The sequence below is a fragment of the Acidipropionibacterium timonense genome, assembly GCF_900605005.1.
Classification (GTDB): domain Bacteria; phylum Actinomycetota; class Actinomycetes; order Propionibacteriales; family Propionibacteriaceae; genus Cutibacterium; species Cutibacterium timonense.
Window position 1 is genome coordinate 1,025,412 of sequence record NZ_LR027558.1, and the last position, 15,612, is coordinate 1,041,023.

Here is a 15,612-nt window from a genome sequence, read left to right on the forward strand (position 1 = left end):
CACGGACTGGGCCCAGGCGCTAGGTTGAGTGACATGGACGAGACAGGGGACTTCGACTTCGATCTCGACCGGAGCACTGAACAGGCCTGGGCTCAGTTCGCCGACCGGCTCGCCGAGGTCATCTCGGTCATCGACGACCACGGGGAGCTGACCATCGGCACCTTGTCGTCGCGTGCCGAGCCGGCTCCGTACGTCCGGTTCACCCAGGTGGACCGGACGGAGCCGGCGAGCCTCGACGATGCCGCGATCGTCGACCACCAGCCGGGAATCCTCGCCGAGGCGTCCGGCAATGCCAGCTTGGGACAGACCTTCCAACTGTCGGTCTCCCAACTCGACGCCCTGGCCGAGCTCGGCTGGAACGCACCGTCCCTGGCCGGCGTCCACCCCGGTCAGGACTTCTGGGTGCTGCATCCCCAGGGAGAGAGCGCCGAGTTGGCGCAGTTGGCGGTCGACACCCTTCGTGACGTCTTCGGGGTCGAGCACCCGGTCTTCCTGGCCCCCGACCAGCTCGCCGAGATCCTCCAACCCGACAGCCAGCCCGTCCAGGAGGCACCCGACCTGGCCGAACTCGTCGCCGCCGAGCTCACCGCGATGTTCGGGCATCCGCCCATCCGCGATGCCGAGGGGGACTTCGCCATCCGCGTCGGGTCGACCATGGTCTTCGTCCGGGCCACCGCCGACGGACAGGAACTGCTGCTCTTCTCGGCGATCGTCCACGACGTCGAGGGCCGCTCGCGAGCCGTCGAGGTGCTCAACGACCTCAACGTCCAGTCCCGGTACGGGCGATTCGCCCTGCACCAGGACCGCGTCTTCGTGACGATGTCGCTCATGGCCGAGCCCTTCGTCCCCACCCACCTGCACAAGGCGGTGCGCATCATGTCGCAACTGGCCGACGGGATCGACGACGAGCTGGCGCGCAAGCTGCGCGGGCGCACCACCTTCGAGGCCGAGTAGCGACGATGGGGGCGGACCCGGGACGGTCAGTGCGGGCGGTGGCCGGGATGAGTCGACGGGCCGACTCCGCTAGCCTGTGCCACGAGGAACGACGTGAGGAGGGCCGATGAACGGAGGTCATCTCATCGCACTCGATGACGACGAGTGCCGTGAGCTCCTCGCCACGAGGTCGACCGGGCGACTGGCCTGGCAGGACGCCGACGGCGTCATGATCCTGCCGGTGACCCACGCCGTCGTCGGGACCGACCTCGTCATGCGCACCCAGTCCGGATCGACCCTGGCCTCCCTCGAGGTGGGTCAGCGCGTCGCCTTCGAGGTCGACGAGCTCGACGAGGACACCCGAACCGGATGGAACGTCGTCGCCAAGGGAACGGTGGCGTCGCTGGACACGTATCCTGATGAGGACAGCGCCGTCCGGGCGGGGGCGCCCGGCCTGACCTGGGCCCCCGGGGATCGACGAAACGTCCTCGTCATCGCCGTCTCGTCCCTGAGTGGGCGGGCCGTCAGCTCTGACGAGCCGGCCGAGATCAGCTCGGCACCACTGGAGGAGGAGAGTCATGTCGACTGAGGGAGCATCCACCACACTGGTCATCGCCGGTGTCGACGGGTCGGAGGACGGCCTGCGCGCCGCCCGATTCGCCGCCGGACAGGCGAAGGTCCGAGGGGCCGACCTGCTCATCCTCCACGCCGTCGACGACGCCGCCGTCGCCGGTGCCTGGGGAGTCGTCTACGACCCCACCGCGCTCCAGGAGGCCGGGCAGGTCGTCGTCGACGAGGCCAGGGCCGTCGCCATCGACGGCGGGCTCGACGAGTCCCGGGTCAAGGGCGAGGTCGTCCTCGGCAATCCGGCCGCGATCCTGGCCGACCGCAGTGCGACGGCAGATCTCATCGTCGTCGGGCGCCGTGCCACCAGCGGTCTGCAGCGGATGTTCGTCGGCTCCACCTCGGTGGCCGTCTCGGGCATGGCCACCTGCCCGGTCATGATCATCTCCCAGGCCGCCAACCCCAGCCCGGTCGGTGACAAGCACCGGGTCGCCGTGGCCGTCGGTCCCCAGTCGACCGGCACGAAGGCCCTGTGCTTCGGGTTCCAGCAGGCCCAGTTGTACGAGTCCGAACTGGTCGTCGTCACCGTCGCCCCGTCGATGCCGGCCGGCGCGACCGGCGGCTACAAGCTCACCGACGAGTCGATGAAGCACGTCATCGACGAGGCCGACCGACGCCTGTCCGAGGTCATCGGGCCCCTCACGGCGCAGTTCCCGACGGTGAGCGTCTCCCAGAAGGTCCTCACCGGCCAGCCCGTCGACGAGTTGGTCAACCTCTCCGCCGAGGTCGACGAACTCGTCGTCGGCATGAAGAAGCACCCCATCCTCGGGTGGACCCCCGGCGGGGTCACCCGCGGCATCATGGCCCACGCCAGGTGCCCCTTGGCCATCGTCCACTGACGGGTCCCGATCGAGGCCCCCTACCGGGTCCGGCGCGACCCGGTAGGCTTGCCCGGTCATGTCATCAGTACTCGAGGGCGACCTGCCCGGCGGCGGCACGGTCCGGTTCGATCCCGACCTGCCCATCGCCGCCCATGCCGACGAGATCGCCGACCGGGTGCGCGACCACCAGGTCGTCGTCGTCGCGGGCGAGACCGGCTCGGGCAAGACGACCCAGCTGCCCAAGATCTGCCTGGCCCTGGGACGTTCCCGCATCGCCCACACCCAGCCGCGACGGATCGCCGCGCGCAGCGTCGCCGAACGGGTGGCCGAGGAGATGGGCGTCGAGCTGGGTACCCAGGTCGGTTTCCAGGTGAGGTTCACCCGCCGCGCCACGGAACGGACCGCGCTCACGGTGATGACCGACGGCGTCCTGCTGGCGCAGATCTCCCACGACCGTGACCTGCGAGCCTGGGACACCGTCATCATCGACGAGGCCCATGAGCGCAGCCTCAACATCGACTTCCTCCTGGGCTACCTCAAGCAGCTGCTGCCGCGGCGTCCCGACCTCAAGGTCATCATCACCTCGGCGACGATCGACACCGCTCGTTTCTCGGCGCATTTCGACGACGCCCCCGTCATCGAGGTGTCCGGACGCACCTATCCGGTCGAGGTGCGGTACCGTCCGCTGGAGACCGAGTCGGTGCTCGACGAGGACTCCGACGATCCCGACGACGTCGCGCTGCGGGCCGTCGACCAGACCACCGGCATCTGCGAGGCCGTCGAGGAGTTGCGTCGTGCCGGGCCCGGCGACATCCTCGTCTTCTTGGCCGGGGAGCGGGAGATCCGCGACACCGCAGACGCCCTGGCCGACCTGTCACTGGCCGACACCGAGGTGCTGCCCCTCTACGCCCGGCTGTCGGCCGCCGAGCAGCACCGGGTCTTCACCCCGCACCGAGGACGCCGGATCGTCCTGGCCACCAACGTCGCCGAGACCTCCCTCACCGTCCCCGGGATCCGCTACGTCATCGACCCCGGTACCGCGCGCATCTCGCGCTACTCGTCACGCACCAAGGTGCAGCGTCTGCCCATCGAACCGGTGAGCCGGGCCAGCGCCGACCAGCGGGCCGGACGCTGTGGCCGCGTCGCCCCGGGCATCTGCATCCGGCTCTACTCGCAGGAGGACTTCGAGTCCCGTCCCGAGTTCACCGAACCCGAGATCCTGCGGACCAACCTCGCCTCCGTCATCCTCCAGATGGCCCAGGCCCGGCTCGGCGCCATCGCCGACTTCCCCTTCGTCGAGGCTCCCGACCGGTCCCAGATCAACGACGGACTGCGCCTGCTCGAGGAACTGGGAGCTCTCAAGGAGGGTCATCGCGACGCCCCGCGCCTCACCCGGATCGGCCATGAACTCGCCCAGATCCCCATCGATCCGCGGATGGGTCGGATGATCGTCGAGGGAGCCAGGCAGAACAGCCTGCGCGAGGTCCTCGTCATCGTCGCCGCCCTGTCCATCCCCGACGTCCGCGAGCGGCCCACCGACAGGCGTGAGGAGGCCGACGGCTTCCACCGTCGATTCGCCAGCGACGAGGCGCTGGCATCGACCCTCGCCGCGGCCGACGCCGACAGCGCCCACCGCAGCGGGTCATGGTCGACGATCCGCGAGCAGCAGGCCCGCCGGACGACCGGACCGGCCACCGACGCCCACGGCCGGCCACGGCGTCACACCGTGCACACCGGACCCACCCCCTCGAGGGCGCCGTCGGCCCCCGAGCCGGTCGAGGGCGGCGACCTCATGGCCATCGTCCGGTTGTGGCGATACCTGCAGCACCAGCGCAAGGCCATGGGCAGTTCGGCCTTCCGGCGACTGTGTCGCGACGAGTACCTCAACTTCCTGCGCGTGCGCGAGTGGCAGGACCTCCACGGCCAGCTCAAGCAGATCGCCAAGGGGCTGCGGATGGAGCGCAACGACACCCCTGCTCCGGTCGATCGTGTCCTCGTCGCCGTGCTGTCCGGTCTGCTGTCCCACATCGGTCTGGCCGAGGTGCGCGAGACCACCACCAGGCGCCGGGGATCGCGGCCCGGACCGCGCGAGTACCTCGGTGCCCGTGGTGCCCGGTTCGCCATCAACCCCGGATCGCTGCTGGCACGGCGTCCCCCCGACCTCGTCATGGCCGTCGAACTCGTCGAGACGACCCGGTTGTGGGCGCGCACGGTTGCCCCGATCCGCCCCGAGTGGGTCGAGGAGGTCGGCGGTGACCTGCTCAGGCGCACCTTCTCCGACCCGCACTGGGCGGCGTCGACCGCCAGTGTCGTGGCTACCGAACGGGCGACCCTCTTCGGTGTGCCGGTCTGGGCCGACCGGCGCGTCAATTACGGCCGGATCGACCCGGTCGTCAGCCGGGAGATCTTCATCCGGTCCGCGCTCGTCGAGCGGGACTGGCGCTCGCGGCACCCCTTCCTCACCCACAACGACGCCGTCCTGCGCGAGGCCGAGGACCTCGAGGAGCGCAGTCGTCAGCGCGGACTGGTGGCCGATGACGCCGTGCTCCAGGAGTTCTACGACCGTCGCCTTCCCGAGGGCATCGTCTCGGGCAGCCACTTCGACGCCTGGTGGCGCCGGACCCCGGACAAGCATCTGCTCGACCTGTCCCTCGACGATCTCGTGCCCCCCGATGCCGTCGACGCCTCGGACTTCCCCGACACCTGGCAGGTCGGCGAGATCATCCTGCCGGTGCGATACGTCTTCGACCCGGGTTCGGGCCACGACGGCGTCACGGTGCAGGTGCCGCTGGCACTGCTCAACCAGGTGCCGCCCGAACCGTTCAGTTGGCAGGTGCCCGGGCTGCGTCAGGAGCTGGCGACCGAACTCATCCGCTCGCTGCCCAAGACGATCCGCACCCAGCTCGTCCCGGCACCGGACCGGGCGCGGCAGGCGCTCACCTGGCTGCAGAACCATGACGCCGACCACTCCCGACCCTTCGCCGAGGAGCTGGGTCGGGCGCTGAGCGCCCTCACCGGAGTCCTCGTCCCGGCCGAGGCATGGCATCCCGAGTCGATGCCGGCGCACCTACGGGTCGGCTTCGACGTCGTCGGGGACGACGGGCGGGCCTCGTCCCCGACACGGGCCACGGACCGCGGGCGGGCCTCGACCCCGCCGACCCCGGTTGCTCATTCCGAGGACCTGGCCGACCTGCGCGTCGAGCTCGCCCCCAAGGTCTCCCGGTCGCTCACGAGGGCCGCCGGGACACCCCAGGTCCACGGCGCCACGTCGTGGGTCTTCGGCACCGTCCCCACCCAGGTCGATCTTCCCCGGCAGGGGGCCGACGCGGTCGGGTACCCGTGCCTCGTCGACGAGGGGGAGGGTGTCGGCACGGCGGTGCGCGACTCCGTGGCGGCCCAGACCCGCAGCCACGGTGCCGGGATCGTCCGACTGCTCATGCTCACCCTGCCCGACCCGACGAAGTGGGTCGTGGCGCACAACATGTCGAACACGACCAAGCTCGCCCTGGCGACCTCCCCCTACCCATCCGTGCCGGCCCTCCTGGGCGACTGCCGCCTCAAGGCGGTCGACGCCGTCGCCCGCCAGGTGGCCGGCGACCTGGCCGGGATCCGTACCGAGGACGCCTTCGACGACCTGGCCCTGGCGGTGCGTCAGGACCAGACCGACCGGATGGCCCAGGTCGTGCGCACCGCCGGGCAGGTGCTCACCGAGGCGACCCGGGCACGCTCGGCGATCGCGAGCCTTCCGCAGGGCCCGGCTCGCTCCGACATGACCCGTCAGCTCGACGACCTCGTCTTCCTCAACTTCGTCTCGGCCACCCCGGACCCCTGGTTCGACGACATGCCGCGGTGGCTCCAGGGGATCCGCGTCCGGGCCGAGTCGCTGCCGCTCCACGCCGCCAGGGACGAGCGGGCCATGGACGAGCTCGACCCGCTCCTGGACGAGTACGACGCCCTGTGTGCCGCCCAGCCGGCCGGACCGTTGCCGGCGTCGGTCGTCGAGGTCGGATTCCTCCTCGAGGAGCTGCGCGTCCAGCTCTTCGCCCAGCGTCTGCGCACTCGGGTGAGCGTCTCGCCCAAGCGCATCCGCAGGGCCATGGCGGAGGTGGGCTGACTTCGCGACAGGCCGGCCCGAGGCCCGGTTTGACGGAGCGTGTACACGTGTACATACAATGATGGGGCACGTCCGACGCCGGTCGTGCACCGGCCTCACGGCGCCCGGGACCGCCCCCCGCCGCCGGGCTCGTACACCGACGGCCCCGACGGGCCCGCACCGCTGGAGGAGAGCACGATGACGACACGAGGACGTGTCACCCTGCCGGTCGAGGAGGGCATGGACGACGAGCTCGCCGGTATCCTCGCCAGCCTCGGCGCCGACGCCGTGCGCAACTCCGACGGCACCTGGCTGCCGGAGGTCGTCACCGACCTGGGCGCCAAGGTCTACGCCACTCGGTTCTGCGCCCGCGGCGACGAGGCCTGGGCGCTCGACCACCTCGACGAGCACGTGAGCATGTACCTGTGCTCCGACCGCGTGCCGGCGCTGGTCGCCGGGCCCCTCGACATCCGGATCATGGACGGGTTCTTCGCCGAGCAGTTGAGCCCCGATCTCGACGTCGACATCGCCCGCTGGTGGCAGGTCCGCGACCGCACGAGCGGACGCGCTCTCGACCCGGCCGAGTGGTCGGTGAGCGGTCAGGGCGCGCAGTGCGTCGTCACCGTGACCGACGCCGAGCCGGGGCACGTCTACACGGTGGCCTTCCTGGCCGCGCAGCTGTGGGACACCACCCAGATGTACAACTACACGACCAACCACTGGGAGAACGACCCCACGCGGTCCAAGGAGCATCCCTTCGACGTCGTCCACCCCGCCACGTGGAGTCATGTCCAGGGTTCCCTGGCCCAGTGGCTCGACGCGCACCCGGAGGTCGACGTCGTCCGGTTCACGACGTTCTTCTACCACTTCACCCTCTACTTCGACGACCGTGCGCGGGAGAAGTTCGTCGACTGGTTCGGCTACTCGGCGACCGTCTCGGTGCCCATGATGGAGTCCTTCGAGCGGGCCACCGGGCGGCGGATCGACCCGGAGGAGTTCATCGACGCCGGCTACCACAACTCGTCGTTCCGGCCGCCCTCGGAGTTCTTCCTGGCCTGGATCGACCACGTCAACCGCTTCGTCACCGACCGGGTGCGCGAGCTCGTCGACATCTGCCACGCCCGGGGCCGCGAGGCGATGATGTTCCTCGGCGACAACTGGATGGGCACCGAACCCTACCGTGAGCTCTTCGCGACGACCGGGCTCGACGCCGTCGTCGGCTCGGTGGGGTCGGCCGCGACCTGCCGGATGATCTCGGACATTCCCGGGGTGCGCTACACCGAGGGCCGCTTCCTGCCGTACTTCTTCCCCGACGTCTTCCACGACGGCGGTGACCCGGTGGGGGAGGCCGAGCGCAGTTGGGTGCAGGCGCGGCGTGCCATCGTCCGCAAACCCCTCGACCGGATCGGCTACGGCGGTTACCTCTCCCTGGCCAACCGATACCCGCAGTTCATGGAGCGGATCGCCCAGATCTGCCAGGAGTTCCGTGACATCTGGGACCGCTCGGCCGGGACGACGCCGTCGACCGCCCCTTTCCGCGTCGGCATCCTCAACTGCTGGGGGGCCACCCGCACCTGGATGACCCACATGGTCGCCCACGCGCTCTACTACAAGCAGGCCGACCCCTACCTGGGGGTCGTCGAGTCGCTCGCCGGCCTGCCCTTCGACATCGACTGGCTGAGCTTCGACGACATCCGTGAGGGCGTCCCGGAGGGAGTCGGTGTGCTCCTCAACGCCGGCGCCGCCCACACGGCATTCTCGGGGGGGCCTGCCTGGGCCGATCCACGGGTGCAGGCCTCGGTGCGTCGGTTCGTGGCGGCCGGTGGCGGCTTCCTCGGGGTCGGTGAGCCGTCCTTCCATCTGGCTGACGGGGCCGCCCTCCAGCTGTCCGACGTCCTCGGCGTCGACCGTGAGATCGGCTGGGGTCTGTCGACCGACCGCTATCCGAACCTCGTCGACGCCCACTTCATCACCGCCGACCTCGCGGGGCCGTTCGATCCCGGTCCACTGCGCCTCGACATCGTCCCGACGAGTGGGGACACCGAGGTGCTGAGCCTGGTCGACGAATCGGTGCGGATCGCGACCCATGCCTACGGTGCTGGGCGCGCGGTGTACCTCGCCGGGTTGCCCTACACGGTCGACAACGCCCGGCTGCTGCACCGTGCCCTGTGGTGGGCGGCCGGTCGCCAGGCCGAGTTCGCCGACTCGGGTGTGGCGGACGATCCCCGGGTCGAGGTGACGCGGTACGAGAACGGGACGGTCCTGGCGACCAACGTGGGTTTCGAGCCGGTGCACACGGCGGTCACGCTCGACGGGACACGGTTCGACGTCGACCTGGCGCCGGCGGGCAGCCACTGGATCCAGGGGTGAGCCGGCGTCGTCCGGTCCCCACGCGGATCGGGATCGTGACAGAGTGGACCCATGCCAGCGACGACGTCCGAACTGCTTGATCTGCTCGATCTCGAGGTTCTCGAACCGAACCTCTTCCGGGGTGCTCAGCCCGACACGAGGTGGCAGCGCACGTTCGGTGGCCAGGTGCTCGCGCAGGCTCTCGTGGCGGGGTGCCGCACGGTGGAGGACCGCAAGATCCACTCCCTGCACGCCCTCTTCCTCCACGGCGGACGCAATGACGCGCCGATCATCTACGACGTCATGAGGTTGCGTGACGGGCGCCACCTGTCCACCCGTCGGGTCGACGCCCGGCAGCACGGCCGGGTCATCTTCACCTCCGAGTTGTCGTTCAAGACCTCCGAGGACGGGCTCGACCACTCCGATCGGGTGCCCTCGGGCATCCCCGACCCCGACGAGTGCCCGACCCTGGGCGAGGCGATGACGACGATCATGGGTCGACCCATGCCCTCGGTCTCCGAGTGGGACGCCCTCGACGTGCGGTTCGCCGGGGACGGCAGCGCCTATCGGCACCCCAACCATGCGACGCACATGAGGCTGTGGGTGCGCACGAACGCGTCACTGCCCGACGACGCCGTCACCCACCGGGCGATCCTGGCGTACCTGTCGGACATGAGCCTCATGGTTGCCTCGATCGTGCCCCATCTGGGCGCCCTGCCCCAGGGGGCGGTCGTCAACCCGGCCTCCATCGACCACGCGATGTGGTTCCACCGCAAGGCCTTCGCCGACCAGTGGATGCTCTACGACCAGGTGTCCCCGAGCGCCTCGGGGTCGCTGGGGTTCTCGGTGGGCCGACTCATGCAGGACGGTCGGCTCATCGCCACCTGTGCCCAGGAGGGGGTCATCCGGGTGGTGCCGGCGGGGCAGGCCACGTCGCCCTTCGCGCCGGGCAGGCGCGAGGTCGGTACCGCGCCGGGCGGGCGCGAGGTCGGTACCGCGCCGGGCGGGCGCGAGGTCGGTGCCGCGCCGGGCGGGCGCGAGGTCGGTACCGCGCCGGGCGGGCGCGAGGTCGGTACCGCGCCGGACAGGCGCGAGGTCGGTACCGCGCCGGCGGGAGGGCGCTCAGGCGAGTAGCCGGACGACCTGCCGCTCGATGGCGACGTCGACCGGAAGGTGGTCGATGGGGTCTCCGTCGGCGTAGACGAGAATCTCGGGGGACCCTCCGATGTGCACCGCCGACACCCGCGAGTGGTGCAGCCACGACGGACGAGTGTGGTGCCCGCTCACCATGGCCAGGAGGAACCCGACGTAGGGGATCCGCGAGGGCGGGGCCTCGACGACGAGGTCGAGCAGTCCGTCCTCGATGCTGGCATCGGGCACGAGGACGACGCCGCCGCCGTAGCGACCGGTCTGGCACACCTGGACGCTGAGCGGGGTGGATGGCACCGGGCCGTCGCCGGTGTCCAGGCTGAGGTGGAGCGGGCGGACGGCGAGGATCGCGCGCAGGGCTCCCCAGATGTACACCGGTCCGCGCTTGAACCGGGAGCGGTTGGCGTACTCGTTGGCCATGGCCTCGAATCCGAGGCTGGCGACGCCGAGGAAGGGTTTGCCGTTGACGTACCCCAGATCGACACGCCGCTCCCTCGCGGTGCCGAGGTGTCGGGCCGCCTCGACCGGGTCGAGGGGAAGTCCGAGGGTCCGGACGTAGTCGTTGCCGCGGCCTGCGGGCAGGGGGGGCGAAGAGGGCTCCGCCACGCATCGTCCCGGCGGCGATCCGACCGTGCAGGCCGTCTCCGCCGAGGGAGACGACGACGTCGTCCGGGCCGCACGCCGCGGCGGCCTCCTCGGCCGCGTCGATGTCGGGGCTGACGTAGACCTCGGGCTCGAGGCCGTGGGTCCGCAGTGCCTCGACGACCCCCTCGCAGGCTGCCAGGGCGCGCCCGGCGCCGGCTGTCGGATTGACGACGAGCAGCCAGCGTCCGGTGGGCAGGGTGGGGTCGTCGGTCAGGTGCACGGCAGCACCCTAGTGGCCCGGCGGTGTGAGTTCGACTCGCGCCTGCAGGTCACGGTCCGGGTGACCGGGGAGAGTGCCGGGGTCAGTTCGGCTCAGGCAGCCATCGCCGCGTCGTTGGCCTGACGCATGGTGGCCAGGGCGGCCCGCTCGATCTGGCGGACCCGCTCGGCGGTGATGCCCCACACCTTGCCGATGTCGGCGAGCTTGGCCTGACGGCCGTCGATGAGTCCGTAGCGCCGACGCACGACGTCGGCCGAGCGCTCGTCGAGGTCGTCGAGGAGTCCGTCGAGCCGGCCGCGGTCCTCGGCGTCCAGGACGATGTCGTCGGGCCCGGGTGCCGTCTCACGGGCGATGAGGTCGCCCAGGCTGGTGTCGCCGTCGTCCTCGACCGGGGCGTCGAGGCTCACGTGGTCGCGCCCGAACCGCAGCAGCTCGACGACCTTCTCCTCCTCGATGCCGAGCTCCTCGGCGATCTCGAAGGTCTCGGGCTCGCGTCCGAGCTGACGTTCGAGGTTGCGTCGGGCGGCCGAGACCTGGTTGACCTGCTCGGCGACGTGGACGGGCAGGCGCACGATCCGTCCCTGCTGGGCGATGCCGCGGCTGATGGCCTGGCGCACCCACCAGGTGGCGTAGGTGGAGAACTTGAACCCCTTGGTGTAGTCGAACTTCTCGACGGCCCGGATGAGACCGGTGTTGCCCTCCTGGACCAGATCGAGCAGCGGCATCCGCGAACGACCGTACTTGCGGGCCACCGAGACGACGAGACGGAGGTTGGCGCGCACGAAGTGGGCCATGGCCTCGTCCCCGTCGCGAGCGATGTCCTCGAGTTCCTCGGCGCTGGCCGCCACCTCGGTCGTCACGGTTCCGTCGAGAATGGCCCGGGCGTAGACGCCGGCCTCGATGCGGCGCGCCAGGGCGACCTCGTCCGCGGCATTGAGCAGGGGGGTACGGGCGATGGCCTCCAGATACAGGCCCACGGCATCCTTGCCGTCGATGCCCTCGGTGCTGCGGACGCGAGCCTTGGTGTCCATGAGTTCCGCCTTCCAGCCGGTTGAGTACGCATCCATGACAACGCCTCGAGCACCCCGCCGTCATCCCCTGACGAGGCATCGGGGTCCCAGGTATCGCCCTCAGCACAAGGATCAGACCACGGTCGTACCCGGGTCCTCGTCGGCTATGACCGACGCCGTGGCTTGCGCCGGAGGGGACCCGGTTTGGCCTCCGGGGCTTGCGGTGTCACAATGGTCTGCGCGACACTTGACGCCTCCCGGGTGTTCTGTGTCCTGAACAGGTTCGTCCGCCTTCGAGAGGATCCCCGTGCCGTCTCGTTCCACGTCCAGCACCAGCAAGCCCGCTGCCGACGAGGAGGCGAAAGCCACCAATCCCACGAAGTCGAGTTCCGCCCGCACCTCCACGACGTCGAGGACGACCCGGGCCAGGAAGACCAAGGAGCCGAGCGCATCGACCGCCGCCGCGGCCGAGGGGTCGGCCGCCGAGGAGAAGGCCGCTGCCGCCAAGAGCCCGGCCAGGAAGAGGACGACCCGCAAGAAGTCGACCTCGACGCGCGGCACCGCTCGCTCCAAGGCATCGTCGACGACGTCCCCGACCATCGCCGAGGCGGCGTCCGGTCAGGTCGACGTCGAGGTCTCCCGGGACGGCGACGACGTCGTCCTCACCGTGGGAGGCAAGAAGCGCACCCTCGACGAGGTCGACGACAAGGACTACGACCCGACCGAGGCCGCCAAGGACGAGGCCGAGATCAACAAGGAGACCCAGGGGTTCTCCCTCAACGACAACGACGACACCGACGAGCCCGAGCAGCAGGTCATGGTGGCCGGGGCCACCGCCGACCCGGTCAAGGACTACCTCAAGCAGATCGGCAAGGTGGCCCTGCTCAACGCGGCCCAGGAGGTCGACCTGGCCAAGCGCATCGAGGCCGGGCTCTTCGCCGGTGAACAGCTGGCCGACCCCGAGGTCGACGTCCCCGACGCCGACCGTGAGGACTACGAGTGGATCGCCGAGGACGGTCGCAACGCCAAGAATCACCTGCTCGAGGCCAACCTGCGCCTCGTCGTGTCCCTGGCCAAGCGCTACACCGGCCGCGGCATGCTCTTCCTCGACCTCATCCAGGAGGGCAACCTCGGCCTCATCCGCGCCGTCGAGAAGTTCGACTACACCAAGGGCTACAAGTTCTCGACCTACGCGACGTGGTGGATCAAGCAGGCCATCACCCGCGCCATGGCCGACCAGGCCCGGACCATCCGCATCCCGGTGCACATGGTCGAGGTCATCAACAAGCTGGCCCGCGTCCAACGTCAGATGCTCCAGGACCTCGGTCGCGAACCCACCCCCGAGGAGCTCGCCAAGGAACTCGACATGACCCCCGAGAAGGTCGTCGAGGTCCAGAAGTACGGGCGTGAACCGATCAGCCTGCACACCCCGCTGGGTGAGGACGGGGACAGCGAGTTCGGCGACCTCATCGAGGACTCGGAGGCCATCGTGCCGGCCGACGCGGTGAACTTCACCCTCCTCCAGGAGCAGTTGCACGACGTCCTCGACACCCTGTCGGAGCGCGAGGCCGGGGTCGTGAGCATGCGCTTCGGCCTCACCGACGGCCAGCCGAAGACCCTCGACGAGATCGGCAAGGTCTACGGCGTCACCCGGGAGCGGATCCGTCAGATCGAGTCGAAGACGATGAGCAAGCTGCGTCACCCGTCACGCTCCCAGGTGCTGCGAGACTACCTCGACTGATCGGCCTCCCGTCATCGACAAGGAATTGTGAACGTGATTCCTCACTGTCTCCATCTGCCGGCGGCAGCGACATGGTGTCCCGCGCGTGTTAATCTAGGCACGTATGTCTTTGTGTGGTCATGTGGGAGGTGGACGTCATGACAAGCGTTTTCGATATCGCGGCAGAGTTCATCGACCGCAGTGGCGGTGTGATTGAGACTGTCAAGCTGCAGAAGCTCTGCTTCTACGCTTTCGGCTGGTACGCCCACCTGACCGGTGAGCCGCTGTTCGGTGAGACTTTCTACGCCATGGAGTACGGGCCCGTCGTGGGGGAGCTGCTGAGCGCACATGCCAAGCAGAGGACCGTGGGCGCCCGGATGATCCAGGATCAACGCGAGGCTCGTCAGGATGAGCGCGAGGAGTTGGACCCTTACAAGAAGGCCGTGCTCGATGCTGTCTGGGCTGTCTACGGTGACAAGGACCGCTGGAAGCTCGTTGACCTGACGCACGAAGAGTCCGTGTGGTGCGAGGCTTGGGATTCGCGTCGTCCGGGCACCAAGCGCGGTGACCTGGCTCGTGAAGACGTGATCGCGTACTTCCTCGACCGTCAGCCCAGGTCGAGCGAGCAACTGGATCTCCCGCCGGCGATGATCTCCCGAGCATCGGCCGATGAGTTGACCGCGATTGAGGCGGAGGCCGAGGTGCATCGTCCGTTCGTGGATGCGGTGCGCGCGTTCCGCTACGCCTCGTGACCGAGCAGCTCGCCGCTTTCCTGGCGAATGCCGGGCTACAGCTCCGCAAGATGGACGAAGACCACTACGTGGACTTCTTCGATTGCGGCCGCGACGAGAAGATGGACAAGTGGTTCAGCCAGACCGCGCTCAAGTGGCAGCAAGAGGACATGTGCGCGGTGTGGGTGCTGTCCCCGGCTGACCGCCCGACCGATGCTCTCGGCTTCTTCACCCTCAGCGCGCACCAGATCGTGCCCAGCAACGTGGCGAAGGGCGACAAGGCGGCGGAGCCGTCCAACAAGGGGTGGGTGAACGGTCTCCTGCAGCCGTTCCCGGCCCAGCTCCTCGGCAAGTTCGCCCTCCACGCGGACGAGCAGGGCAAGGGGCTGGGTCAGGTCTTGATGACGTGCGTCTACGCCAAGCACGTGGAGGCGGCTGACGCGGCCGGGGCCAAGTTCCTCGTGGTGGACGTTCGAGAAGACGATCTGGTGGCCTATTACCGAGACCGCTTCAAGTTCGTGCGCTCAGGCCTGGTTGGCGACATGGCACAGATGTACCGGCCCACGTCGGTGATCCGGAAGGAGTTGGCTGCCATCCTGGCCTGAACCGGGAGTCACCTTCCACCGTATTGATGGCCGAGTGCTACCTCATGGGTTCGCCTGTTCGGTGGCGTTGCACCATGCACAGCCGGTCCTGCTGCGTGACCACCTCGACTGACCGGAGAACCGGTCCGATCGGCCTTGTCGGCCCCGTCCGGCCGCTAGGCTCTGGACATGGACACCGCGAGCAGTGCTGCCGGGCAGGGTCCCGGACGATATGTGGTACGCAGGGCGACCGATGCGGACATCCCCGATGCTGCGTCGGTCCAGGCGGCGTGCCTGCGTGAGATCGGCCACGGGGTCATCCCCGAGGACGTCCTGGCCGACCTCACCGGGCCCGACACCGTCGCCTCGACGATCGACCAGTGGAGAGGACTCGCCGACGCCGGCGCGGACCTGTGGGTGCTCGCCCAGCAGTCCGACGGCAAGGTCGTCGGGGTCGCCATGGCTCAACGCAGCCAGGGCACGGACGCCCCGACCCCGCTCGAGCTGGCCACCATCCACGTCCTGCCCGGGGCGCGGACGGAGGGAGCGGCGGACCACCTGCTGAGGTCGGCGATCGATGACGAACCGGCCTTCCTCTGGGTCATCAGCGGCAACGACCGCGCGGTGAAGTTCTTCGAGAACAACGGCTTCCGGCTCGACGAGTCCGAGGGGTCCCGGGACGACTCCCTCGGCGGGATCCCGCTGCAACGCATGGTGCGCGGGATCTGAGCCC

At 69.5% G+C, this 15,612-nt stretch carries 11 protein-coding genes and 2 pseudogenes; 10 read left to right on the forward strand and 3 right to left on the reverse strand.

Annotated features, from left to right (window positions below; genetic code table 11):
* The first annotated feature begins 33 nt into the window (after positions 1–33).
* From E0E30_RS04890 to E0E30_RS04915, 6 genes and pseudogenes are all read left to right on the forward strand, one after another.
* The gene (locus tag E0E30_RS04890) at positions 34–954 is read left to right on the forward strand and encodes a T3SS (YopN, CesT) and YbjN peptide-binding chaperone 1 (protein WP_130865337.1); all 921 of its coding nucleotides are present in this window, start codon (positions 34–36) and stop codon (positions 952–954) included.
* Positions 955–1,060: 106 nt separating this feature from the next.
* Positions 1,061–1,522 (forward strand): pyridoxamine 5'-phosphate oxidase family protein, encoded by a 462-nt coding sequence (locus E0E30_RS04895; RefSeq protein ID WP_130865338.1) that lies wholly within the window; start codon positions 1,061–1,063, stop codon positions 1,520–1,522.
* Positions 1,512–2,396: a universal stress protein gene (locus E0E30_RS04900; RefSeq protein ID WP_130865339.1), complete on the forward strand. Its 885-nt coding sequence runs from the start codon at positions 1,512–1,514 to the stop codon at positions 2,394–2,396. Before E0E30_RS04895 ends, E0E30_RS04900 begins: the two co-directional genes overlap by 11 nt.
* 58 nt (positions 2,397–2,454) lie before the next feature.
* On the forward strand, positions 2,455–6,492 hold the full coding sequence (gene hrpA / locus E0E30_RS04905; protein WP_130865340.1) for an ATP-dependent RNA helicase HrpA: 4,038 nt from the start codon (positions 2,455–2,457) through the stop codon (positions 6,490–6,492).
* Between the two features lie 162 nt (positions 6,493–6,654).
* Positions 6,655–8,841 (forward strand): 1,3-beta-galactosyl-N-acetylhexosamine phosphorylase, encoded by a 2,187-nt coding sequence (gnpA, locus tag E0E30_RS04910; protein ID WP_459348733.1) that lies wholly within the window; start codon positions 6,655–6,657, stop codon positions 8,839–8,841.
* Positions 8,842–8,892: 51 nt separating this feature from the next.
* A pseudogene (locus E0E30_RS04915) lies at positions 8,893–9,774 on the forward strand (acyl-CoA thioesterase); the annotation flags it as partial.
* Between the two features lie 168 nt (positions 9,775–9,942).
* Here the strand turns inward: E0E30_RS04915 and E0E30_RS04920 are convergent.
* The 3 genes and pseudogenes from E0E30_RS04920 to E0E30_RS04930 all read right to left on the reverse strand — a co-directional run bounded on the left by E0E30_RS04920 (position 9,943) and on the right by E0E30_RS04930 (position 11,865).
* Positions 9,943–10,575: a diacylglycerol/lipid kinase family protein gene (locus tag E0E30_RS04920; protein ID WP_130865342.1), complete on the reverse strand. Its 633-nt coding sequence runs from the start codon at positions 10,573–10,575 to the stop codon at positions 9,943–9,945.
* Between the two features lie 58 nt (positions 10,576–10,633).
* A pseudogene (locus E0E30_RS13885) lies at positions 10,634–10,834 on the reverse strand (hypothetical protein); the annotation flags it as partial.
* Positions 10,835–10,926: 92 nt separating this feature from the next.
* Positions 10,927–11,865, reverse strand: a complete 939-nt coding sequence (locus tag E0E30_RS04930) for a sigma-70 family RNA polymerase sigma factor (protein ID WP_130866749.1) — start codon at positions 11,863–11,865, stop codon at positions 10,927–10,929.
* 286 nt (positions 11,866–12,151) lie between these two features.
* Between E0E30_RS04930 and E0E30_RS04935 the strand changes: the two genes are divergently transcribed.
* From E0E30_RS04935 to E0E30_RS04950, 4 genes are all read left to right on the forward strand, one after another.
* Entirely contained in the window at positions 12,152–13,585 is a 1,434-nt protein-coding gene (locus E0E30_RS04935) for an RNA polymerase sigma factor (protein WP_130865343.1), read from the forward strand.
* Between the two features lie 137 nt (positions 13,586–13,722).
* Positions 13,723–14,316 carry a Panacea domain-containing protein gene (locus tag E0E30_RS04940; protein WP_167853887.1) on the forward strand — a complete coding sequence of 198 codons (594 nt, stop codon included), beginning with the start codon at positions 13,723–13,725 and terminating at the stop codon, positions 14,314–14,316.
* Positions 14,313–14,900, forward strand: a complete 588-nt coding sequence (locus E0E30_RS04945; protein WP_130865345.1) for a hypothetical protein — start codon at positions 14,313–14,315, stop codon at positions 14,898–14,900. Before E0E30_RS04940 ends, E0E30_RS04945 begins: the two co-directional genes overlap by 4 nt.
* A gap of 168 nt (positions 14,901–15,068) precedes the next feature.
* A complete protein-coding gene (locus E0E30_RS04950; RefSeq protein ID WP_130865346.1) occupies positions 15,069–15,608 on the forward strand; it encodes a GNAT family N-acetyltransferase in 540 nt (179 codons plus the stop codon).
* Positions 15,609–15,612 lie beyond the last annotated feature (4 nt).